The organism is Vibrio sp. YT-18 (assembly GCF_033337345.1).
GTDB classification, from domain to species: domain Bacteria; phylum Pseudomonadota; class Gammaproteobacteria; order Enterobacterales; family Vibrionaceae; genus Vibrio; species Vibrio alginolyticus.
Window position 1 is genome coordinate 125,720 of sequence record NZ_JAWOQO010000009.1, and the last position, 23,803, is coordinate 149,522.

General features: G+C 40.1%; 25 protein-coding genes and 1 pseudogene. 18 read left to right on the forward strand and 8 right to left on the reverse strand.

The annotated features are described in order from the left end of the window. Positions 1-3 precede the first annotated feature (3 nt). Both R7M72_RS14130 and R7M72_RS14135 read right to left on the reverse strand, forming a co-directional pair. On the reverse strand, positions 4-954 hold the full coding sequence (locus tag R7M72_RS14130; RefSeq protein ID WP_372430176.1) for an HlyD family secretion protein: 951 nt from the start codon (positions 952-954) through the stop codon (positions 4-6). Positions 955-1,161: 207 nt separating this feature from the next. Further along, positions 1,162-1,953, reverse strand: coding sequence for a PhzF family phenazine biosynthesis protein (locus R7M72_RS14135; RefSeq protein ID WP_213873907.1), 792 nt, complete (start codon positions 1,951-1,953; stop codon positions 1,162-1,164). Positions 1,954-2,140: 187 nt separating this feature from the next. Here R7M72_RS14135 and R7M72_RS14140 point away from each other — a divergent pair, with 187 nt between their 5' ends. Next, complete coding sequence (locus R7M72_RS14140) at positions 2,141-2,674, forward strand: YbhB/YbcL family Raf kinase inhibitor-like protein (RefSeq protein WP_053307853.1); 534 nt, start codon at positions 2,141-2,143, stop codon at positions 2,672-2,674. A gap of 19 nt (positions 2,675-2,693) precedes the next feature. Beyond that, positions 2,694-3,473, forward strand: coding sequence for a helix-turn-helix domain-containing protein (locus tag R7M72_RS14145; RefSeq protein ID WP_054701303.1), 780 nt, complete (start codon positions 2,694-2,696; stop codon positions 3,471-3,473). A 36-nt stretch (positions 3,474-3,509) separates the two neighbouring features. Here the strand turns inward: R7M72_RS14145 and arsB are convergent, their stop codons facing one another. Next, on the reverse strand, positions 3,510-4,565 hold the full coding sequence (arsB, locus tag R7M72_RS14150; RefSeq protein ID WP_005385145.1) for an ACR3 family arsenite efflux transporter: 1,056 nt from the start codon (positions 4,563-4,565) through the stop codon (positions 3,510-3,512). Positions 4,566-4,650: 85 nt separating this feature from the next. After that, positions 4,651-4,992, reverse strand: a complete 342-nt coding sequence (locus R7M72_RS14155) for an ArsR/SmtB family transcription factor (protein ID WP_005375451.1) — start codon at positions 4,990-4,992, stop codon at positions 4,651-4,653. A 270-nt stretch (positions 4,993-5,262) separates the two neighbouring features. Here R7M72_RS14155 and R7M72_RS14160 point away from each other — a divergent pair, with 270 nt between their 5' ends. Further along, positions 5,263-5,847, forward strand: a complete 585-nt coding sequence (locus R7M72_RS14160) for an NAD(P)H-dependent oxidoreductase (protein WP_017635228.1) — start codon at positions 5,263-5,265, stop codon at positions 5,845-5,847. Between the two features lie 167 nt (positions 5,848-6,014). Further along, complete coding sequence (locus R7M72_RS14165; RefSeq protein WP_054865851.1) at positions 6,015-6,380, forward strand: winged helix-turn-helix transcriptional regulator; 366 nt, start codon at positions 6,015-6,017, stop codon at positions 6,378-6,380. 195 nt (positions 6,381-6,575) lie between these two features. Here the strand turns inward: R7M72_RS14165 and R7M72_RS14170 are convergent, their stop codons facing one another. Further along, a complete protein-coding gene (locus tag R7M72_RS14170) occupies positions 6,576-7,259 on the reverse strand; it encodes a hypothetical protein (protein WP_064369141.1) in 684 nt (227 codons plus the stop codon). Positions 7,260-7,770: 511 nt separating this feature from the next. Beyond that, entirely contained in the window at positions 7,771-8,310 is a 540-nt protein-coding gene (locus R7M72_RS14175; RefSeq protein WP_315957233.1) for a redoxin domain-containing protein, read from the reverse strand. Between the two features lie 638 nt (positions 8,311-8,948). Here R7M72_RS14175 and R7M72_RS14180 point away from each other — a divergent pair. The 10 genes and pseudogenes from R7M72_RS14180 to R7M72_RS14225 all read left to right on the forward strand — a co-directional run bounded on the left by R7M72_RS14180 (position 8,949) and on the right by R7M72_RS14225 (position 19,635). Beyond that, complete coding sequence (locus R7M72_RS14180) at positions 8,949-10,028, forward strand: phosphoribosyltransferase domain-containing protein (RefSeq protein WP_017635225.1); 1,080 nt, start codon at positions 8,949-8,951, stop codon at positions 10,026-10,028. A 5-nt stretch (positions 10,029-10,033) separates the two neighbouring features. Beyond that, positions 10,034-10,777: an HAD family hydrolase gene (locus R7M72_RS14185; RefSeq protein WP_053303784.1), complete on the forward strand. Its 744-nt coding sequence runs from the start codon at positions 10,034-10,036 to the stop codon at positions 10,775-10,777. Between the two features lie 7 nt (positions 10,778-10,784). Beyond that, positions 10,785-11,903 carry a cysteine protease StiP family protein gene (locus tag R7M72_RS14190; protein ID WP_053303783.1) on the forward strand — a complete coding sequence of 373 codons (1,119 nt, stop codon included), beginning with the start codon at positions 10,785-10,787 and terminating at the stop codon, positions 11,901-11,903. Further along, complete coding sequence (locus R7M72_RS14195) at positions 11,900-12,775, forward strand: HpcH/HpaI aldolase/citrate lyase family protein (protein WP_053303782.1); 876 nt, start codon at positions 11,900-11,902, stop codon at positions 12,773-12,775. Before R7M72_RS14190 ends, R7M72_RS14195 begins: the two co-directional genes overlap by 4 nt. Positions 12,776-12,845: 70 nt before the next feature. Next, on the forward strand, positions 12,846-13,958 hold the full coding sequence (locus R7M72_RS14200; protein WP_053303781.1) for a hypothetical protein: 1,113 nt from the start codon (positions 12,846-12,848) through the stop codon (positions 13,956-13,958). After that, entirely contained in the window at positions 13,959-15,206 is a 1,248-nt protein-coding gene (locus tag R7M72_RS14205) for a toxic anion resistance protein (protein WP_017635836.1), read from the forward strand. A 3-nt stretch (positions 15,207-15,209) separates the two neighbouring features. After that, on the forward strand, positions 15,210-15,776 hold the full coding sequence (locus R7M72_RS14210) for a TerD family protein (RefSeq protein WP_053303780.1): 567 nt from the start codon (positions 15,210-15,212) through the stop codon (positions 15,774-15,776). 9 nt (positions 15,777-15,785) lie between these two features. Continuing rightward, positions 15,786-16,364, forward strand: a complete 579-nt coding sequence (locus R7M72_RS14215) for a TerD family protein (protein WP_017635838.1) — start codon at positions 15,786-15,788, stop codon at positions 16,362-16,364. A 488-nt stretch (positions 16,365-16,852) separates the two neighbouring features. Next, positions 16,853-17,368: pseudogene (locus tag R7M72_RS14220) on the forward strand (IS5/IS1182 family transposase); the annotation flags it as partial. Positions 17,369-17,877: 509 nt separating this feature from the next. After that, the gene (locus R7M72_RS14225) at positions 17,878-19,635 is read left to right on the forward strand and encodes an SgrR family transcriptional regulator (RefSeq protein WP_053303779.1); all 1,758 of its coding nucleotides are present in this window, start codon (positions 17,878-17,880) and stop codon (positions 19,633-19,635) included. Positions 19,636-19,644: 9 nt separating this feature from the next. Here R7M72_RS14225 and R7M72_RS14230 read toward each other — a convergent pair whose 3' ends face one another. Next, the gene (locus tag R7M72_RS14230; RefSeq protein WP_017635840.1) at positions 19,645-20,520 is read right to left on the reverse strand and encodes a LysR family transcriptional regulator; all 876 of its coding nucleotides are present in this window, start codon (positions 20,518-20,520) and stop codon (positions 19,645-19,647) included. Positions 20,521-20,661: 141 nt separating this feature from the next. Here R7M72_RS14230 and R7M72_RS14235 point away from each other — a divergent pair, with 141 nt between their 5' ends. The 3 genes from R7M72_RS14235 to R7M72_RS14245 all read left to right on the forward strand — a co-directional run bounded on the left by R7M72_RS14235 (position 20,662) and on the right by R7M72_RS14245 (position 22,574). After that, positions 20,662-21,630 (forward strand): aldo/keto reductase family oxidoreductase, encoded by a 969-nt coding sequence (locus R7M72_RS14235; RefSeq protein WP_053303778.1) that lies wholly within the window; start codon positions 20,662-20,664, stop codon positions 21,628-21,630. A 9-nt stretch (positions 21,631-21,639) separates the two neighbouring features. After that, positions 21,640-22,026 (forward strand): GlcG/HbpS family heme-binding protein, encoded by a 387-nt coding sequence (locus tag R7M72_RS14240; protein ID WP_005375465.1) that lies wholly within the window; start codon positions 21,640-21,642, stop codon positions 22,024-22,026. A gap of 167 nt (positions 22,027-22,193) precedes the next feature. After that, positions 22,194-22,574, forward strand: a complete 381-nt coding sequence (locus tag R7M72_RS14245; protein WP_005375467.1) for a hypothetical protein — start codon at positions 22,194-22,196, stop codon at positions 22,572-22,574. 111 nt (positions 22,575-22,685) lie between these two features. On the opposite strand, the gene R7M72_RS14250 is transcribed toward R7M72_RS14245, so the two are convergent. Further along, complete coding sequence (locus R7M72_RS14250) at positions 22,686-23,018, reverse strand: helix-turn-helix transcriptional regulator (RefSeq protein ID WP_315957232.1); 333 nt, start codon at positions 23,016-23,018, stop codon at positions 22,686-22,688. A gap of 141 nt (positions 23,019-23,159) precedes the next feature. Between R7M72_RS14250 and R7M72_RS14255 the strand changes: the two genes are divergently transcribed. After that, positions 23,160-23,471, forward strand: a complete 312-nt coding sequence (locus R7M72_RS14255; protein ID WP_005375472.1) for a hypothetical protein — start codon at positions 23,160-23,162, stop codon at positions 23,469-23,471. Positions 23,472-23,803: the final 332 nt, after the last annotated feature.

Here is a 23,803-nt window from a genome sequence, read left to right on the forward strand (position 1 = left end):
GGCTTACTCCACCAAATCCACTTGCGCTGGAATGCCCGAAGGCAAGGATTGTGCTGAGTCTTGTAGGTCGACTTCTGCAAGGTACATCAAACGCGAGCGTTCTTCCTCGGTAAGCGCGAAATAAGGCGTAAATGAAGGCTCAGTCGCAACCCAACGAACGGTGCCGCTATATGGTTGCTCAACGCCATCTACATGCACGTTAACCGTTTTACCCGGCACAAAATCGACTCGGTAGTTGGCAGGAACGTAAACGCGAGCGTATGGGACGCGGCTGGCTTGTATTACAGCAACTACACCATTCACAGGAACGCGTTCGCCAAGGTTAAACGGTAGGTTATCTAACAAGCCATCTCGCGTGGCGGTGATGGTGAGTTCTGCCAGTTTCTGTTCTTGTAGTGCCACATCGGCTTTTGCTGCCATGAGTGCGGCTTTTGCTTGTTCAATATCTTCAGGACGAGAGCCAGCGGTCAGTTTGCTGAACTCTTCTTGTGAGGAGTCTAGCTCTGCACGGGCAGAATCTCTGGCTGCTAAAGCGGTGTCTTTTTCTGATTGGCTGATGAGTTTTTTACGAACTAACTCCGCCTTACGTTGGTAGTTCTTTTGCGCTTCAACCAATTGAGCTTCCGCTCTGGCAACGCGTGCTTGCGCTGCGGCAATGTCTTCTGGTCGCTCACCATTGGTCAATTTCAAAAGATAGGCGTCAGCCTTGGCTTGTTCGGCTACGGCGTGAGCTAAAACGGCTTCTTGGTTCTTTGTATCGAGCTGAACCAGCACTTCTCCTTCGGTGACTTGGCTGCCTTCCTTGATGGGTAGGGCACGAATTATCTCGCTAGAGGTTGCAGTAAAGGTTACGCGGTCACGTTCCAGTGTGCCAAGGGCTTGCTGTCCGTCATCTTTGGAACAGGCAGCTAAAAGAGTCAGGGCTAGGGTGCCAAGAATGATTCGCTTCATCATGCGACGCTTCCTCTAAGAAGGTGAGCTCGAATTCGTATCAAGCTATAGAAGAGTGTGGGACTGCATTCAGTGTAACGTGAGTCAGTTTTGTCCGGCTAGGAAGTTAATTCCTTCAATATTCATCAATTGATTAATTATTGAAACTGGCTTTATCCTGCTGAAGCCGTGCTTTACTTGGCTCTTTTAAGTTGATTACATGAATATCATTTAAACAAAAATCTGGCCTTTCATGTAGAGCACGCCGTCGCCAGATACTCTTACTTGTTCGCCAGTAACTTCACAGTGCAAAATACCTCCGCGCTGAGAAGCTTGGTAAGCGACCAGTGATGCTTTGCCTAACGCTTCTGCCCAGAACGGTGCTAACCCAGCGTGAATCGAGCCAGTTACGGGGTCTTCGTCACCACCATTTGCAGGCCAAAAGTAACGCGATACAAAGTCTTGTTGATCACCTTTCGCGGTAACGACCACATCGTAAGGAGCGAGTGTCTTGAGGTGCTCTGAACGGTATTGAACCTCAAGTACCTCCTGCTGGTTGCCGACCACCACGAAATACGCTTGAGGGCTAAGCAGTACGCGTTCCACATCGCAACTTAGGCCATCAATCAATGCCGAGGGAATATCAGAAACGGCTTTTGGAGGACGAGCAGGGAACGTCATCTCGATCTTACCTTGCGCATTCTTCTCTACGGTGAGGGTTCCTACTTCCAGAGTATGAAATTCAATCGTGCCATTAATGCCAAACTCATCAAACAGCACTAACGAAGAGGCCAGTGTTGCGTGTCCACAGAAATCGATTTCAGTAATCGGAGAGAACCAACGAATCTCATATCGGTTTGCGCCAATGGATTTTAGAAAAGCCGTTTCCGACAAGTTGTTTTCTGTCGCGATATTTTGCATCAATTCTGGGGCTAGCCATTCCTCTAACGGTACGACCGCTGCTGAGTTGCCTTTGAATTGCGTATCGGTGAAGGCGTCCACCACGTAGATATCCAATTCCATTTTCCTTCCTTGTTCCGTGAGCGATTAATTCGCATAAACCAAGTGCAATTAAGAGAGTAAGAAATTTGTGTTAGAATCTTAAAGTGTCAAAATTATAGATTATTTTGTGTTTTTTGATACTTACTGACAAGGATTCGGACTGCTGGGTACTTACACTAGTGTTGAATTCATTGAAAGGAAGAAAAACATGAAAGCGATCTACAAATCAGTTTTGGCATTGAGTGTTTTTGCGGTCGGTTCTGCCCATGCATTTGAACTCGTGAGTAGAGATATTCAAGAAGGCCACCCGATGGCGAAGACATTTGAATACTCTGGTTGGGGATGTGATGGCGGGAATCAATCACCACAATTGATGTGGAAAGAAGCTCCAAAGGGCACAAAAAGTTTTGCGATCACCGTGTATGACCCCGATGCACCAACAGGCAGTGGTTTTTGGCATTGGATAGCGTTTAATATTCCATCCACCGTTAGCGAGCTGCCTCGAGGCATTGATATGAACAAGTTAGGCGGCAAAGAATCTCGTATTGACTACGGTACAACGGGGTTCGGCGGCGCGTGTCCTCCAAAGAATGATGGGATGCATCGTTACCAGTTTACGGTGTGGTCATTGCCAACTGAAGAACTGAATTTGGATGAAAACACGCCACCAGCCATTGTAGGGTTTACTTTGAATAGTGTTGCTTTGGGTAAAGCGACATTAACCACGACTTACACGCGATAATTGAATATAAGGGGAGAGAATGGGTCACCAATATCAGGTTACGCTGTTTCGTGCGGAGCAGCAGCAGAAGCTTCGTAATGTCAGGATTCACTCCCCAAGCCTTATTCAGATTGTTAAGGGGAGTAAACATCTTTTCTGGAAAGATGAAGTACTCGACATCCATGATCCAAATATCATGCTTTGTGAAGCAAATGCATCCCTAAATTTTGAAAACCTTCCTCTACAAGGGCGATTTCTTTCTCGAATGTTCAGTTTTCACTGTGTGCCTAGCGATGAAATGTTGGAGCTAAGCATGAGCAACGCATTAGGAAACTATGTACCCGTTGTTGAGACAGATAAAGCATTGAAAGCGACGTTAAATGCTTTGTTTTCGTTTGAGCGGGAAAGCTTAAGTGAAGCGACACAACGCTATTGGATTATGGGCCTATATCAGCAGCTAGCTGAGAGAGGGTTATTGCATCGGTTGTTCTCGAGTTCACATATCTCTTTTAGTCAGAAACTTAGTCGTTACTTATCGCGCTCTCCAGGGGATGAGCATCCATTAGACATGGTCGCGGGGCACTTTGCTATGAGCCGAGCAACATTGATACGCAAACTGAAACAAGAAGGTACCCAGTATCGTGAAGTATTGGCAGAAGTGCGCTTAAATCACGCACTTTACTTGATGCAAAATGGCTCGTATAACGTTGCGCTGCTAGCACAGTTGTGTGGTTATCAGTCAGAGGGGCGTTTTAGCCAACGCTTTAAAAGTAAGTTCGGCCTAACGCCCAGCGAGTATATTAAAACGGTAGTGAGTTAATGTTTTACCGCTTTTGTATTTTTTGTGCTTTTTAGGTTAGCCATAATATTTGGCCTTCATTCGCAATGCTACATTCACCAAAGCAATCAACACAGGCACTTCGATCAGCGGGCCAATGACACCAGCAAAAGCTTGGTCTGAGTTTAGGCCAAACACCGCGATAGAAACCGCAATTGCCAATTCAAAGTTGTTGCCTGTTGCCGTGAAAGCAATCGATGCATTTTTGTCGTAGTCGATGCCCATTTTCTTACCAACGAAGAAGCTGACAAAGAACATCAACACAAAGTAGATAGCCAGTGGAATTGCTACACGGAATACATCCATTGGCAGTTCAAGAATCATTTCACCTTTTAAGCTGAACATCAGTACGATGGTCGCAAGTAGGGCGATAAGCGTAATTGGTGAAATGCGTGGGATGAACACGTCGTTGTACCATTGTTCACCTTTCGCAGCAACCAGCCATTTGCGGCTTAGGAAGCCCGCTAGGAATGGGATACCAAGGTAAATCAGAACGCTTTCCGCGATGTCCATCATCGAGATATCAACCACGAAACCTTCGTAACCAAAGACTGGTGGCAACACAGTGATGAATAACCATGCCATCACACTGTAAGTCACGATTTGGAAAGCGCTGTTTAATGCAACTAGAGCTGCACCGTATTCTTTGTTACCGCCACCGATATCGTTCCATACCAATACCATGGCAATACAACGAGCAAGACCGATCAGAATGATACCAACCATGTAACCCGGATGATCACCTAGGAAAGTCAATGCAAGGATGAACATTAAAATAGGGCCGACAATCCAGTTCATGACTAAAGACAGCGTGATCGCTTTTTTATCTTTCGTCACTGTACCTAGCAGGTTGTAGTTCACCTTTGCTAGCGGCGGGTACATCATCAAAATCAAACCAATCGCGAGCGGTACGTTCGTGCTGCCGACTGACATTGACTCATTCCACTCAGCAACTTGAGGGAACGCTGCGCCAATACCTACACCGATTGCCATTGCGACAAAAATCCACACCGTTAGGTAACGGTCCAAGAAGCTCATTTTGTCGCTGGCACTATTTAAAACTTGAGTAGTCATAGTGTTCTCTTATTCGTTTATCGTCGAAAGGCGATAGTTGAAGGTATAGTTTATCTCTGCACGCCTGACCAGCGTGCAAAGGGAATTAATCAAATAACTTGGAAAAGCCTAGATTGAACTGATCAAACGCGTCGCGCTGAATGCGGTAACACACCTTAGGTGGGTTTGGCTCGGCGCTGATAAAGCCTGCTTGCTTGAGAATACGCAAGTGCTCGGAAACAGTAGATTGCGCAAGACCCAGTTCAGAAACCAAATCACTGTTCAAACAACCACCCATGGTATCGAGCGTGTGCAGGATATGCAGAATGCGCAAACGTGCTGGATGCGACAAAGCTTTTGCTTGCGCTGCGAGAGTTTGTTCTTTCTCGAGCTGTTGTTGCGTTGTCTGAAAAACAACTTCGCACGTGTCCTTGCACTTATCACTCATTCGCTGGCCTTAATAGTTAATCGTCGAATTGCGATAAAGTGTACGCCTGCTCTGTGGAAGATGCAACAACTCGATGAAAAAATTAATCGTAAAATAACGATGAATAAAAAATTGAAAAAATATATGTTTTAAAAACAGTGATATAATAAAAAATTAAGTAGGTTACTAAAAGTTAACTAATTGCACTATATTTCTAGGTTACCATAATAAACCACATCCGACGCACAATGGTTACTGCGTCATCTTGTGAACTTATTTAAAGGTAATCCCATGAGCAACGTACTGATCATCAATGCACACGAACCATCACCATATTCAGAAGGTCGTCTAAATGCTTCTCTTGTCGACAAAGCACAGACGCTTCTGCAAGCAAAAGGCCATGAGGTTCGCGTTGTGACAATGCAAGATGAGATCAACGTAGATGAGCAACTCGCACACTTTGAGTGGGCTGATCGCGTGATCATCCAAAGCCCAATCAACTGGATGTCTGTGCCTTGGTCATTCAAAAAATACATGGACGACGTGTTTACTGCGGGTATGGGCGGCGCACTGTGTGCATTTGATGGCCGTAGCGCAGAAGAACCAAAGAAAAACTATGGTACAGGCGGTACTCAAACCAACAGCAAATACATGCTTTCACTGACATTCAACGCGCCAGAAGAATCGTTTGATGATGAGAGCGAATACCTATTCCAAGGTAAAGGCGTGGATGATTTGATGTTCCACATGCACGCTAACTTCCGCTTCTTTGGTATGTCAGCATTACCTACATTCGCTTGCTACGACGTGATGAAGAACGCAGATATCGAAAACGATTTTGTTCGTTTCGAAGCTCACATTAACGAAAACTTCTAATCCTTTTAGAAAGATAGTGCGAACTGAATGATGAATTGAGATGGACTGCTGTACGCGGTCCATTTTTATTTGTTTGCGGCGAGGTGACGTTTTTATTACTCTAAAGCACTAAATGTATCTAGCTTACTTTTCGTTACCTAGATTAGGTGCGTATCTTGGGGTGTATTGTGGAAAGCAGAATCAGTGTAGATAGCAAAGGTCGTAAGTCAGTGGTGAACGTATGTGCGGAGCCATGTGCTATCGAGAAAGGGATGCGTCTAATTGGTGGTAAATGGAAAGGTTCTCTGATTTATCATTTGAAAGACGGCCCAGTTCGTTTCAATGACTTAGCACGCATGCTAGGCGGTGCAAGTAAAAAGATGATCGACCAACGCCTGAAAGAGCTAGAAGCGGAAGGTATGGTGGTGCGTAAAGTGATCAGCGACCGCCCAATTGCAGTCAGCTATGAACTAACAGAGTTCGGCCGTACCGCACTTAAGATTCTTGATGATTTGCGAATTTGGTCTGAAAAGCATCAAATTGAGCTTCGTTAAGACCAAAGTAGTTAATCGCAAACGTTACTCTCTTTTGAAAGCTGATTAACAATACATCGCCGTTTATACCCAAGTAACTTAGATGTGCTTCATTTAAATCGTAATTTGTTTCGTAAAACAACGTACTCTTTCGAGTCAGGCATATCGAAGCTACTTGAGCATAATCGTACTTTTTAAGTTTTTGATTTTTAGTTATTATTTTATCATGCTTAATAAGTTGTAGAATAAATCACTCACTTCAGTTGAATTTAAAAAAGCACTATTTAATTCCAGTTTCTTTTCAAAATCGGAATATTTATCGAATTCCTCTTTCTCAACTAAACCTATTGGTGAGTTGTCGTTAACGTGGCTTTCATATTTTTTGATGGTATATAATTTAGACTTTTCGTCAAAATATTGAATTATCTTAATGTTAACGTCAGGTCTCTCCGTATTATACGTGATCGTAATTTTTTCATAATCTTTATTAATCGGAGTCGTAAGCCCTGTAGGGTAGATGATTTTAAACCTATTAATGTCATTCTTCTTCGTGCTTCTATAATGTTTTGAGTATGAAAAGTTTTCAATTGCACTTTTAGTGACGATAATTGACTCACCTTTCTTTAAACCGTATTCGGTACATTCATAATCGTCGACAACCGTAGAATTTCTTTTCTTTTCAATCAGGTAGGACATAGTTGCAGATGTCCCTCCGTGTTCCAGTTTTTGTTGGTTTACAGAACAATAGAAATGACCTTTGTCCACCGTCATTGCGTTGACTTGTTCCGGATTTGAAATGGTGGGATGTATATCTTTTGCTGGATCGTTGTCGCTTCCTCCTGAACCGCATCCAACTAATCCGATACAAACGGCCATATAAAGCAAAGAGATTTTATTCATACTGTATTTCTCAATTAAGATGTGTGATTGCAAATAACGATTAATTACATTTTTATAAAGTGAAATGTTTTTATTTTAATTGAACGGTGTTTTATTGGTAATTTAATCGTTTGCTTTTATTTTGTCTCTTACGGTATCTATGTTTTCATTTATGGTATGAATTATTAGATTTGCACAATTGTGAGTTGCAATAGGATAATAATCGCTAGCCAACTACTTGTGTAGGTACCGTTATGATTTATATATCCGTTAAGTCTAAGTTTTTAGTCTTAATTTCATGTATTTATCGTGAAAGTGACTTAGAAGTAAATAACTAACGTTGTTTGAGGGGAGTCTGGGCTTCACTGATCTTGTTTTTCATCAAGGCGTTGTATAATGAACAAGGACTCTATTTCCAACTTGTTGATACATATCAGATCTCACGGATCTGATATGCATTCCAAGTTATTCTCACTGAGGCAAGAATCCTAGCTTATTTAAGGATAGAAAGTTTACTTGGGTGTAGAAGATATTAGTAATCCAATGTGCCACGGATAGGGTAGTTATTGTTTGGATCGCGAATCCATGCCAATCCGCGTGATAGCGCGCCAAGCTCAGGGCGAACAAACGGGTTGTTTGAAATATCCACCACGTGTAAGTCGCCGTGTTCATTCACCACAAACAGACCTGGTTCTGCGAAATTATAATCGGTTTCCTGTTCAGATCGAGGAATAGATACATACAAGCCTAGCGTTTTCATTTGTTCTTCGGTCAGGCCGTAAGCGATAGGGAAGCTGATTTCAAGTTTCTCTAGATGCCCCTCTAGCTGTGCTTTTGAATCGCCAGAAACGGCAAGAATATCGACGCCAGCATCAGCGAAAGCCTGTTTGTAACTCTCAAGCTCGTTGAGGTACTTAGTACAAAGAGGGCAGTGTTTACCACGATAAACGAATACTGCTTGCCAAGTCGCATCACCTTGCGGCTGACCCAACGTTACGCTTGAACCATCTAGCAAAGTGGCTTGAAGATGAGGGAAGCTGTCGCCCGCTTTAAGTTTCACTGAAGTTGCCATATTGACTCCCGAATTGGTGGTGTATATCCATGAATGCCCCCTTTCTCAACAAAGCGATTGGGGGATGAGACTTCAATGTAGACTCTGTTTTGCGGTGTTTCAACTAGTTAACTTTTAGTAACCACAAAAACTGCAATGGAGCTTTAAGGTGTAATTTGACTTAGCTTAGGGTGATAAACTACTAGCTTACCTGTTACCTTCAAAACGAGTTAGGTTTAAAGGTAAACCTTCTCATAAAACAATGAGTTTAGAGCCTTAAGGAATGACGATAAGTTAGCGGTTATCATTGAATTAAATGTTGAAGTTGGAGAGGTGCGGAGGAATAGGTATTTAAATCTATTGATTTAGGTAAAGTGTTACACCTTATCTACGTGGAAGTTATACGATTGAAATTACCTTTAATTTTCGATGGAAAGGACAAAAACTAAGACTTTTAGTGATTTTGATGTTCAAAGCACATGCTTGACATGCATAATCACTAAATTATTAGAGTTTTAGTTCTTTCTGCAAGTTCCTAATATACATTTTTTATGTTTATTATTATATTAACTCTATTTTTTAAGTGATCTCTTCATTCTTTTTTATATTTGTGAAAGTAAATAATCACGATGAATGAAATTAATTAGCAACCGATAATAATGAATAAATTTAAAATAGAAATTAAAAATGGAACATTAAATATTGATTTATTTAAGCAGATGATGCCATTTGAGGATCTATTAGACTTCGCTTCAAGAGAGAACCCTAAAAGAGGTTTTTTATTTGTTTCTAAAGTTTTAGGTAAACATATTTCAGTAAAACCAAGTACGATGAGAGATACTTATGATTTACTTGTTTCGCAGATTAATAATGATCTAGGCAGTTTTGTGATTGGTATGGCTGAGACCGCGACGGGCTTTGGTGCTGGTGTTGCGGATAGTCTAGCTAGGGCACAAAGCAGAGAAGTTTACTATCAGCATACCACTCGTTACAAGTGCGACCTGCCAATCTGGTTTACGTTAGATGAAAATCATAGTCACGCTATTGATCATATTTTGTATCAACCAAAGATAGAACTATTAGAACCTATTTCTAATTGTCAGCGTCTTATACTCGTTGATGATGAGATTTCAACTGGTCGTACGCTAAAGTTACTCGGTGATAAGATTTTACCAAAGATGCGATTTGTGAAAGAGGTTGTAATAGTCTCATTAGTCAACTGGTTAAGCGAAGAAAATCGCGCTCAGTATGAAGAGTGGGATGTTACAGTTACTCATGTTTCATTAATTGATGGTCAGTTTGACTTTCAGGCAAAGCCTAACTTAAATCTTTCTCTCCCAGAAAAAGTTGATGGAGACCTTGTCAAAAAGCCTTGTAGGGATGATTTAGGGCGATTTGCTATGAAAATGCCATTCTGTGGTCATATACCTGTATTAGATATTACTTTTCCGAGAACTGTTATCGGAGATGGAGAGCACCTATATTTGCCTTTCCTAGCTGCGGAGCTAGCAGAGAGTCGAGGAGGAGATGTGATCTTTCAATCTACAACTCGTTCCCCGATTTTGGTGGGAAATGCAATTAATACGAAAGAAGCTTTTCAGGTGGATAGCCGGGATGTAGAGCATTACATTTATAACCTTCAAGAGAATGAGAGGCTACCAGTGCTCTTTTTAGAAGACGAATCACTTAGATCTGAGCACCAATTAGCCCAGCGTTTTTCTCCACTTGAGAGAGAGTAGTTATCATGCGTACTGTGCTTTTTACAGATATTGATGATTGTTTTATGGCAACTAAAAGGAAGTTTTCAGAAAGCGATAGTCTTTCTATAGCGTCATTAGATATTGACGGCCAAGCTCGTTCATTTATGTCAGAGAAACAGCGGACTCTTTTGGAGTTATTTATTGACACTAGATCTACAATTATTCCGGTAACTGGACGGAGTTATAACACGCTCAAAAGGGTTCAAGTAAGTTCATTATTTAAGTCGTGGATGGTCGTTTCTCATGGTGCTTTAATTATTGAACCTAACGGAAAGAAGTGCAACGCCTGGGTTGAGCATATTAAAAATAAATTTCCACTTGGATTATGGTCTGATAAATTGAATTTAATAAATGAAGAATTAAAAGAATTTATACTTTCTAAAGGGTTTAATGCACAAAGTTATATTGTTTCCGAGGATGATATTGATTGTTATGTTTGTGTAAAATGCACTGAAGGTATAGATTATGATTTTATATTCGATTCAATACTTTCACAAATCAGTATAGATTTAAATGATATAAAAATACATATTAATGGCCGAAATATGGCACTTTTGCCACCTTATACCCAGAAAAAATTAGCTGTTGATTATATAATACGTCAGCTAGATGAAAAGTCATTAATTTTAACCATGGGCGATAGCCTATCTGATATCCCATTTATGAAACTTTCTGATTTTGCTTTGATGCCCACTAAAAGCCAGATCGCAGATTCATTATCTTGGTAATAATATTATGAGCTTATCTATATCTCCAATAATCGGTAGTTATAATGAGAACGACTGTCAGTTCCTCTTAGAGGTTGTCAAGTGTCAGTTCTTTTCAATTAATGAAAAAGAAAATCTAATCCAGTCTGAAGGGGTTCATTACTCTGAATTATTGAACAAAGAATCAAAACCATCAATTAAATATCAAAGACTGTTCTTTGAATTTACCGATAAGTATAAAAACAAACTAGCAAAACACATTTTTTCTCTCGCTGAAAAGATTAATAATAATCAATTGGGAGATATCACTCTGGTTTCTTTAGCTAGAGCAGGAACACCAATTGGCGTTTTAATAAAGAGAGCGTTAGAGTATTATTTTAATAGAAAAGTTTGTCATTATAGTATTAGCATTATTCGGGATAGAGGTATTGATTCGGTTGCTCTTGATTACTTGTTGAAAATTAAAAGATATGATTCCTCTTCCTTAGTATTCATTGACGGCTGGACTGCAAAAGGAGTAATCACTAAGGAATTAAAGCGATCTATTTTCTCTTATAACAAAAGAAATAATACTGATATAAAACCGTACCTTTATGTTGTCAGTGATACAGGTGGGGTTGCCGATTATTGTGCCACGAAAGAAGACTATCCAATACCTTCGTCTATGTTGAATTCTACAGTATCAGGTTTGATTTCGCGAAGTTTATGGCAAGATCCTAAAAAACAAAAATTCCATGGCTGCGTAATCAATAATCACCTAAAAGAATTTGACTATTCCCACTGGTTTGTGGAAAAGATAGCAGAATGTTTTTTGAAAGAAAACTTTAAAGATGAACCTTTTGAGCAACATGAGACAATTGTCGATTTAGATAACACTAAAGATCAAATAAAAAGATTTATATCCTCATTGACCATTAAATATTCTATTAAAGATGTAAACTATATTAAGCCTGGGATAGCCGAAGCAACTAGAGTCATGCTAAGACGTGTTCCTTCTTTACTTATTGTTCGCTCAATAGACAGCAATAAAGTCAAACATTTATTAATGTTAGCAGATGAAAAAGGAGTCAAAGTAGAAGAAGAACCAACCTTGCTATTTGAAGCATGTGCACTTATTAAGCCACTTAATATAGAGGCAATAAAATGAACATCTCTAGCTACTTCTCTTTGGGAGCAACATTGTATACTCCGTGTAATCACCCGAATCTAAAAATGTTAATGAAAGAAGGATTGGGATCAAAGAGTATGGTTTTTTGTACTGAAGATGCCATTTCTGAAGGTGAATTGAATCAATCACTTAAGAATTTGAGTGTTGCGATCGATGGATTAGATAGTTCAAATACACAGTTCAAAAGGTTTATTCGTCCCAGAAGCCCAGAAGTTCTTGAAAATATATTGTATTTTAGAGGGATTGAAAAAATAGATGGTTTTGTTCTCCCTAAATATGATCTAAAAACAAATGATGATTATCATAGAGTATTAAAATGTCACTCTATTAAGTTTAAACTAATGCCTACCTTAGAATCTCTTGATGTAATTGATGCGTTTAAATTACCAGAGATTAGAAGAAGTTTACAAAATATCTATGGAGATATAACTTGCCTTCGTATAGGAGGTAACGATTTATTCAATCTTCTGGGTATAAAACGTATGACAGGCCAAACAATTTATGAAACCCCCTTACGTTCGGTGATAGAGAATTTAATTATCGCTTTTAGGCCATACGGTTATGAGCTTTCTGCGCCTGTGTTTGATATGATCGATGACCATAAAACGTTGATAAGGGAACTTGCTATGGATGTTAACTATGGCCTTTTTGGAAAAACTGCCATTCATCCTCAACAAGTTAAAATAATTGAAGGTTTTTTTAAAAGTTATTCAAATACACATATTGTTCAAGCTGAGTCAGTTTTGGCAGATTCTTCCCCGGCAGTTTATAAAATGAATGGACAAATGATGGAAGTAGCATGCCACAGTAATTGGGCTAAACGAACTAAATTTTTGGCTAATTCATTTTAGACAACTTATGACCTCAAATTGATAATTATTATTGAGGAAGTTTTGATTTAATATCATAGTGCGAAAAGTAATGATAAAAACATTTCATCATAAAGATTTAGATCCAACTCATGTTAATGAACTTCCTGAAAATGAAGAAAAACATGAATTAGCTGTCAAGAAATTTAGCCATATAAAGTCTAATAGAAGTCTTGTATCCGAAGAGAGTTTTGAACACCTTCAGAGTGAAAAATATTGGAAAAACATAAAATATAATAATAAGAAAAAACCTTCTGTTTTATTTAGCAATAAAATAAAGTCAATTCAAAGTGACTTAGTTAATGTTGAAGAAGATTTTAAAATTGAAGTTGACAAACTGTGTAGAAGAGAGTTTAAAAATGTCAATTTAAATAATGGAGACTATTTGGTTATAATTAACATTTACAATTCTATTATTTTCAATGATCCTATGTATCAAATAGAATTTGGAAATGTAGAGTCAAAAAAATTCCAACAATTACAAGGGTTTTTGTCCGATTATGCTAAGTTAAGTAAGGTAGATAAAATTTTAGGATTAGGACAGATCATTATTAAATTGGCAAAAAGTATAGATATTGATATTTTCAATCCACATAAATTTGGTACGAAGCTATCTAAACTTTTTGGTAACCATAATCAAAAAATAAGAAAGATTAAGTATGACTTTGATTATGTAAGTGATAATATTGACGAAAGAATAAATCGAGTATTTGATAACCTAGCTGAAATGCGAACGCATCTCGAAAAGTTTCAGTATTGGTCTATAGAGTTACAAAGCTTGAATAAAAACCTTATATTCAAAATTTTAGCATTGATACTAAGGATGGATAAAGAAAAAAAATCAATTCAACAAGAAAGTATTAATCTTTCTGACTCTTTTAAAAAAAACGGATTTGATTCAATTAAAAGATGGGAAAGGAAAGTACAAACTTTGCTTTCTCTAAAACATTCGATAGATTTGACTTTCCCCCAAATAGAATTATATAGCTCTAATTTGTTAGGTAGCTTTGAACAGTTAGAAAAAATTAAAGTAGATATTATTCAAGTCTGGAAACAGCAATTTTTAACAGTTATTGCTATCGACGAATCAAACGATTCAATACTTTACTATGAGCTGAACGACATTCAGGAACAATTGATTCGAAATATAGAGGAGCTGAGATAAATGGTATTCCAACCGAAGACTTTTACATCCAAAAATTTTAATTCTAGCAATATAGAAAATTTATCTAATACTAATGTTGTAAAAACAATAGAAAACTCACTAATAGTTGAAGGCACTACAGATATCTCTAAACTTCCGACGATTAAAGGACAAAATGTTAAAAGTATATACAGTTGTGTTGAAAAATCCATTGAAGTTTATCAAGCTGATCTGAACGAAGCGAACTTAAACCCGAGAGAAGCATTTCAACGTATAGTTACTCAACTTAATCAGATTGATATCTATTCGTCACGAGGTATTAGTACTCTCGGTCATGAGTCAGCTGAGAAAATAGCTGAATATTCTGACTCTATGTTGAATCAAGTTCGGACTAAAGATCTGGAAGAAATGGGAGAGAACCTAAATCAAGTTGTGGGCTTGGCTAAAGGAGTTGATTTAAGTGGGCTAATGGGGAAAGACAGCTTTTTTGGAAAGTTGATATCTAGATTCAAATATTCTAAAGAGGCTATTTTAGCTCAGTTTAACTCGGTAAGCACTCAGCTCGACAGGGTAGTAAAAGAGATTAATTCGCAGCAAGTGCGTCTCCAGGAGCGTTCTGTTCAGCTCGAAACTGTTTTTTCTCAAAACATAGCGCAGTATAAGGCGTTAACAGAAGCCATAATATACGGAGAATCAAGGCGTTTGCTCATAAAAGGTAAAGCAGAAGTCTTAGCAAAAGAGCTTGAAGATGAAAACTCTCCTTTAAAAGCGCAAGAATTAAGCGACTTACAGTCCTTTCACAATCGTATTGAAAAACGTGTTCACGACTTAAGGTCATTGCAAATGCTTGCGTTACAAACGGCTCCAATGATTCGGATGGTACAGACTAACAATATCACTTTGATTGAGAAGTTCGACAATATTAAGACATTAACGATCCCATCGTGGAAGAAGCAATTTACGCTTGCTATTTCTATGTTAGAGCAGAGAAAGTCGCTAGAACTTGCGGGCAAAATTGACAATGCTACAAATGACTTAATTAAGAGAAATGCAGATTTATTAAGACAAAATACGTTGCAAACAGCAAGAGCGAATCAACGTTCAGTTATAGATCTGGAAACACTGGAGCACGTGCAAAATACTCTGATTACCACATTGCAAGATGTTGTTTCCATTGAACAGGAGGGAGCTAGAAATCGCGAGATCGCTGATGAGAGAATGGTTAATATGAAAAAAGAATTATCTAAACTATTAAAAAATAAGGAATAATTAATGTCGATTAATTTAGAAAAAGGTAATGCAATAAACTTAACGAAAGCTGAGCCTGCGTTGCGTAAGTTGAGGCTTGGGCTTGGTTGGGATCTAATACCCACAGAACCACCAATTGACATTGATTGCTGTATATTTATTTGCTCTTACGATGCACAAGATCAGCCTAAACTTTTGTCTGATCAGCACTTTGTTTTTTACAATAATCTGGAGTGCCCCCAGGGAGCAGTGGTACACCATGGTGATAACCGCACCGGTGCTGGCGATGGTGATGATGAGGTCATCAACATAGATCTGCAATCAATTGACCTAAGAGCAGCTGAGTTATCTATTTTTGTTACGATTCATAACGATACACGTGGTTTTTCACATGTAAATACCAGCTACATTAGGCTTTACAATGACGTAACTGGGAGCTTGATTGCTGAGTACAAACTAGGTCAAGAGTTTGCAAACGAATCTGCTGTGCAAGTAGGTTCGTTAGTTAAAAGTGGTAACGAGTGGGAGTTCCATGCAGTTGGAGCTGGCTACCAACTAGGTCTCGGCGACATTGTGGCTGGTTATCAATAAGGTAAGATTATGTCTATTAATTTATCAAAGAACTCAACGATATCGCTTACTAAAGAAGTTGAAAAATTATCTAGTATTACTGTTGGTTTAGGTTGGGACGTAGCTAAATCGAAAGGTTTCCTTGCTTCTATTTTCGGTACCGCTTCAATTGACTTAGATGCATCCTGCCTATTGATTGATGAAAATTTAAATGTACTAGATTCTGTTTGGTACGCTCAGTTGAAATCAAAGTGTAAGTCTGTTATCCACCAAGGAGATAATTTGACAGGCAAAGGTGATGGTGACGATGAGAAAATTACGATTAACCTGACAAAGTTGCCTAATTCTGTTAAATACATTGCTGTTACAGTTAACAGTTTTAGAGGACAAACTTTCGATAAAGTCGAAAACGCTTTTTGCCGTATTTTGGATCAATCTTCAAATGAGATTTGTCGCTTCACTTTAAATGAACAAGGGAGTCATACAGGAATTTATATTGGCCTTTTGACTTATAAAAATAAAGAGTGGAACTTTACTTCTAAAGGGGTTAACGCTAATGGAAGTAATGTGAATCAGATTGCAAGCACGGTTTTGCAACATATATATTAATTAGTTTATATAATATTTTAAACTTAAAATAAACAAAGCCTAACTGTTAATTTTTGTTAGGCTTTTTTAATGGTGAATTATATTTGCTAATGTTGTTTATAATGAAATGTAAAATTTAAACGATATTAAAAATTTAATATTACTTAACTTTTCTTACCAAATTCGTCTGTGCTGAGTAATTTGATGTAACTAAATAAATAAGTTGCGATTTGATAGGCTGCACTAGTTAATAAACATAACCTTATGCGTAAACCTCGTTAGAAAACCACTAAATAATGCCTTCATTAACCGGGGCTTACCCACTTTTGGGGTTGATGAATAAACCATAAGCGAATAGAAGCAAAGCAAATCGAACAAGCGTACTATGTCTCGTCGGATCTGAGACCTAGCTATTACTACCGCACTGGTGGTAAAGGGCGTTTTCTCTATACCGTTGGGCTTAGGACATTAAGCTTTCATTTAAAGCAACACTAGGAGCGCAATAGAGTATCTGGCGCAAGTTATATTTAGCCGTAGATACCAGCGCGTGCGAAATAGTCGCAGTAGCTCTGAGTTTATCTAAATAACTGGTGCCGAAGTATTGCCCCATTTACTTAGGCAGACACATTAAACGGTCCTAGAAGTATCAGATGATGACACTTATGGCACAAGAAAATGCCATGAATGTCATACGAATAAAGAGAGCAGTTCCTATCATTTAGCCAAGGGAAGGATCGGCCTTTTAGGAGCGTGGATACCTTCGTAATCTGGCTTTAGGATGTAAGACATTCTACGGTATATAAAGGAGGTCAAGAAAGAGCTCAGATGTGCACTCTCCGAAAAAGCTATGTATCGAGTGAAGCAGTTGCTGGGTTAGAAACTATAACTAAGAAACTACCACGCTCAAGTTGGTGAAACTTACACCATGATTAAAAGTGCTCAACAAGCTTAGAGGGTTTGGCATGCCTGAAGCTCAGTGTTTTATATCAAAATCATTTCTCTTTAGGCTGTTTAGCCTCTTGTAAGAATTTTGCAACAACGCTAATAGTGCATGAAATAATACTATTTCAAATAGTCAACTTTTAGTAACCTGCAATAAGGTATTGGAGTGCAAAAGATGAAAAAGCAGAACTTAAGATACAACGAAGTGGGGGTGTAGTATCAGGAGCTAAGTTCTGCTTGAGGTTAGGCTATGACCACTGGAACATATCGTTAAGATAGACCAGAGTCATGACTTCTATTTTATTACTCGATTGAGCTAGGCGTTGCTGAAAAAAGTACGCCATCATTGGCTTCTTCATTTCTTCCTCCTTTACGCTGACGAGTAAATTATGCGTATAAAAGGGGAGATAAAAAAGAGAGTGCTTTTGTTAACTTTGTTCCTAATAACGTAAATATCTGGGGCTTTAAAGCCGAATTTGGAGGTTAATTGTGGAAAAGGGGAACAGATAATTAGGAAGTTTTCTTATTTTATTGCCGCCAACTTAAGTAAACTATTCCTATCCACAAACTTCACAGCTCTAAGGTTGATTCAGTGTCTGATCTCAATTTGTTTCGCTATTACCAACGATTACTCTCGTTTAGCGTTGGTGATGAAACAAAAACCACGTTACAGGACATTGCCGACATCATGTTCACTTCTTCTCGGCATGCTCGTAGCCTGCTAGCGCAGATGCAGCAGAAGGCGTGGTTGAGCTGGCACCCGAAAGCTGGGCGGAACCAACGATCGACTCTTATTCTGAATATGGAGTTAGACGTTTTAAAAGAGAGCTTGGCTCTTGAACGTATCAAGTTAGGCAAGTATGAAAAAGCACTGGCGATATTAGATGAAGACGAAATGGCATTTGGCCGTTTGTTAAAAACAACGTCTGGTGCTTCTGTTCAAGAAGGACAGCTCAATATTCAATTAACCTATAAGCGAATGTTTGAGCGCGTCGTTCCACATCAACTTCAGCGTAGCAGCGAACGTTTCTTATTAAGGCAAATCTATTGTTGCTTAGTTTCGAGTGATAACAATGGGAAAGTGCAACCAGAACTCGCACATCACTGGCGTTATGACGAAGACACCTACGAATGGACTTTCTACCTTCGTCCAGGTCTGACTTTTCATAATGGTAATTCCATTGATGCAGAAACAGTGGTTAGCTTGTTTGCAAAGTTGAGTTCACTACAGTACTACGAAAAAGAGTTGGCACATGTTGCTAACATTACTGCGCCAACGCCATTGAAAGTTGTTTTTAAGCTTAATCGAGCTGACTTGGGCTTTGCTGGACTTATTTCTGGAGTGAAATACGGCATTCAACCAGTAAGCCAAGTTAACGTAGCGAATAACAAGCTGGTGGTCGGAAGTGGCCCATTCTCTGTTGTCGAGCACAATGAAAGTCGTTTAAAACTGCAAGCATTTAATGGTTACTATGCATGTAGAGTTCTAACGGATTTGGTGACTATCTGGATTGTTAATGACGAGCAGATGGAGAACCCGTCATTGGCAGCAAATACGTTGCAAAGGGATACTTCGCCCGAGGAGGATTTGTGTGGACACTATATGTCGACGCAAAACCGAGAAAACTCATCGGCGAGCAAGCGTAGCCGAATAGAAGATGGTTGCTTATTCGCCTTATTTAATCAGCACGCTAAGCACAAACTCTCTTTAGCGCAGCGCCGTTATATTAGTGAGCTAATTCAACCTGAGCACTTGGCCGAAGTGATGCGTCGCGAGAATATTGTATTTGGGAGTATACCCGCTTACAACCTGCTACCAGGTTGGAAGCCAGTGCTCCGTCCGTTCAGTGAGCCGCTTAAGTTACCTAAACACATTACGATAGCCGGATATAACTATACCGCGTTGCGTCGCTGTGCGCGGGCTATTTCTAATCGTTTGGTGAGTGTTGGCAGTAAAGTAGAAATTGTTATGTATTCCTATCGTGAGCTGAACGAGAAAGCTAAGAATGGTGAGCTAAATGAGACGATGGTCGTGACGAACATAAACCTAGATGATAATCGTCATGCCTCAGCGTTCACGAACTTCTTCAGCAACGCTGTGCTATTCCACACTTTGGGAGAGAAGAACGCACAATGGTTGGATGAACAACTACAGAGAGTCAGATCTTTCGTTCCACTTGAGGACTACCTTAATGCATTGGAGCCAATTGCATCGACGTTGATCAGCGAGTATTGGATTGCACCCATGTTCCACCATACACAAACTTTGCGTTTCCAAGGTGTTTTAGAAGACGTCGCTCTTACTAACTGGGGTTGGCCAGATATTCGCTCGGTGTGGTCTGCGGATTAACTGCCTTAGTTATATAGCAAAGTGCTGCTTCACGAATTCAATGAAGGCTCTGGTTTTCGCCGATTGATAGATGAGCTGCGGATACACCAAGTACACCGCGTTGTGCTGGTGGTCGGTTTCTTCCGATAAAACCTGCACTAGACGGCCGTGCTCAACGTCTTGTTCGACAAAGTAACTTGCTAACCGAGCAATGCCATTGCCAGACAGGGCTGATTCTTTGAGTAAGCGGTTTTCATTGCTTGAAAGCCAACCTTGGGTTTGAACTGTTCCCGTTTTTAACGGCCACTCTTTTTGATGCAATGTGGTTAAGCATTGATGCTCTTGTAAATCATCTAATGTCTCCGGCGTACCTTCTTCTTGCAGATACTGAGGAGAGGCAACCAGCCAGTGGTGGTAGTCCAAAAGGTGATGCGCAATCATATTCTCTGGCGGCGTTCTTGTCGCTCGAAACGCAAAATCAACGCTGGTTTCTGTCAGATTAAACGCTTGATAGCTAGAAAGGATCTCGAACTCTACGTTTGGATGTAAAGCGCGAAACGCTACGCACAAATCATGCAGCACCGCTTCAGCAAACATCTTGGGCGCGGTAAGACGAATCAGACCGTCTATTTGTTCAGATCGCTGACTTAAACTCTTTTCCATTTCCATTACGCGGCGTTTGAGATCTTCCGCTTGTGCAAAGATCGATTCACCTTCTGCCGTCAATCTCACGCTGCGTGTGGTTCGAACAATCAAAGGCGTTGCGAGTTCCGATTCCAATCGCTTGATTTGTTCCGACAGGTAACTTTTAGAGATACCAAGTTGCTCTGCTGCTCTAGAAAAGTTGAGTGTTTGAGCCACTTCAGCAAACAGCATCAGTTTTTCGATTCTCTTATAATCTGCCATCTTTATTGCTCGCTTTAATTGTTCGGTAACGAGGATAATGAATTCGATTTTACGGTATTAAACTAATTTTTACGAACGGTAAGATGGTTCGAGTTAATTTAAGAAATTGAAGATGCAGAAATCGGAAAAGTGAGAATAACGATGAACAATCCAACACTACCGCTCGCCAAAACCTTACCTAACGTTAGCCGCTTGGTCTTCGGCTGTATGGGACTTGGAGGGGAGTGGAATCGCAACCCATTAACCGCCCAAGATGAAAACCAAGCTTATGCCGCTGTAGAGGCAGCATTAGAGCTTGGCATCAATCTCTTTGATCATGCGGATATCTACAAATTCGGTAAGGCTGAAGAAGTGTTTGGGCGCATCTTAGCCAATGACTCAACCTTACGAGAACGAATGTATCTGCAATCAAAGTGCGGCATCCGTCTAGGAGATGAGCAAGGTGTTAAGCAGTATGACTTCTCTGCCAAATGGGTGACGGCTTCTGTTGAGGGCATTCTTGAACGCCTTGGCGTGGAAAATCTTGATGTTTTGATGCTGCATCGTCCTGATCCTTTGGTTGAATTTGAAGAACTGGGCACAACGCTAAAAGCCCTGAAACAAGCTGGCAAAGTTAACCACTTCGGTGTTTCTAACATGAACAGTGCTCAAATTGACCTTCTTCAACAAGCAACGGGCGAAGTTGTTGTGGCGAACCAGTTGGAAATGAGTCTGGCTAAGTCTGACTTTATTAAGCAAGGCATGGGGCTTCCTTCGTCGGAATCTGACTACGTTGCGGGAACACTGGAACATGCCCGTAAGCATAATATCCAACTGCAAGCGTGGGGCAGTATGGCGCAAGGAAGATTCTCAGAGCGTGGTTTACATTCTGATGATCACAACACCAGACAGACGGCGGAGATGGTGATGGCGCTAGCAGCTGAATATGGCGTGTCGTCTGAGGCGATTGTTTTAGCCTTCCTAACGCGTCACCCAAACCAAATTCAGCCTGTTATTGGTACTGCAAACCCACAGCGTATTCGCGCTTGTGCTCAAGTAGAGAACGTCACGCTATCACGTAGCCATTGGTATGGCTTGTTCGAGAAAACCCTTGGTCATGAGATCCCGTAGGAGAGAAAAATGAAATACGTACAAGTTCAAACTCTGATTCAAACGGCATTGGAAATTGCGACTGCTCGCAAGCAGAACATTGCGGTTGCCGTGGTTGATACACATGGAGAATTGCTCGGTTTTGCCCGAATGGATGATGTGAGTGTGCAAGCAGGTTTGTTGGCACATAACAAAGCTTACACCTCGGCTAGAGACCGTCAGCCTAGCGGCAATCTGGGTGCTTGGGCTCGTGAGACGGGTAAGCAGTTGAGTTATTGGACTGACCCGAAGATCACAGGCTTTATGGGTGGTGTACCTGTAGAACAAGAGGGGAAAGTCGTCGGTGCAATTGGTATCAGTGGTTTGGCTGAGCAAGATGATGAAGCACTTGCGATGGAAGTATTAAACGCGCGTTGAGTATAATGTTTATCAGTAGGTGTGATGCTTTGTCCAGCTTTGTACTCACTGTAGGGACTCAAGTTCACAGGCTTCGTCGAGTCACAATGCTATCGAATAGCCTGAAGTAAGCAGAAGTTGAAATCGCGAACTATGATTAATTTATTTGAAAGCTTTGAGGCCTAAATATGTTTCATAAGGTATTCGTTTCGCTATTTTTTGTTCTCCTCTCAGGCTGTGGTACGAGTGACAGCGCGTTAAAAGAGAGCGGTTATGATGAAGCTTATATCCAAGGCTTTCATGACGGTCGGCATAGTGGTATGCAAGAGGCAGGGAATGATTTTGAACACTATATTAAGGACGAAACAAGGTATCAAACCGACTCCGATTATCGGCAAGGCTGGGATGCTGGTGAGGTAGAGGGTAACAAGTTACAAAAGCAGGCGACCGCGATAGGACAAGGCATGATTGATAATTCATATGAAGAACGTGATGTCTTTGATCCTGATAAAGTGGCGAAAGATGCAATAAAAGGCGTTGATACATCGGAATTGAAAAGCCTAGAGTAACGGACTGATATAAAGAATAAAACTCGTCATTTGACGAGTTTTATTTTTGTCTAAACGATTCATGTTTCAACGCTCAACAGGGCATTCATCGTTTGGGTATGAGCAATGTCGTTAATCACCTTTCTTGTTCTTTTGTTCAAGGACTAACGATAATAGGCGAACGAGCAGGGACTGAGCTTCCGGTGAGAGCAATCTCGCCACGGCCGTTAGGTCATTTGCTGTGACATGCTGAACATCACGTACATCTAAAGCAATATCTAGGTCAGTCAAATGAAGCGAACGCAATATGGCACGATATTGTGAGAGTTTAAGATCGGACTCTCCGCGCTCGATCCTTTGATATGTTTTTACGCTCATTCCAGCGATGTTTGCCATTTGCTCACGGGAGAGGCCATTCGATTTTCGTCTTGCGATCAGTGCTTGAATTATAGGGTCTACCAGCATGTGCTCTCCTGAAAGGACAGTTTTGACCTAAACGGAGCAAGAAGTGGACCAGTTTAACCACCACATATTTACCTGCTTTGCAATCAGTATAAAAATAACTGTCTTATAAAAACGTAAATATTTTAGTCAGTTATTAACTCAATGGAAAAGTATCAATCATACAAATCAATAGAAACGAAAGCTTCTATTCGCAAAATGCAACGCATTTTAGATCATTTATTTAGTGAAATTGATCAGCAACATCGTGAGACTAAAGAGAATGTTGTGACACTGATTCAACAGTCACAACAGCGATTGATGAACTACAAAGAGCTTTACCTTCACAAAGAATCGATAAGTGAAGTAGAGCTGCGGATGGCGCATGAAAATATGAGTGAGACTGAGAAGCAGGTCGCCGATATGGGTATTCCAGTGTTAACTTATATCATTGGCGCGCTAGATAAAGCGTATTAACACAGTCGTAAAGTCGGGCGATACAAGATTTACGCAATTTCGATCAATTGATGACATCTAAAAGAAAGGATGCAAATGCTGGGGAACCACACCCAGCATTCGGACACTCATTTACCTATATTTTCGAACCGTAAATCAGTGTTTAGAGGTATGTGAACCGAACAGTGTCGGTACGCAGCGAATAATAGCGATATTGTCCGATCTAGGCTACGTCCTTGGAATCTAACACCTTCACTTAAACTGTAAATTAATCTGTACACCCAGCCAAATTGAGCCATTGAGCACGTTCTTCCTTCTCTTTAAGCGATAAAAGACTAATTAGTGACGAAAAA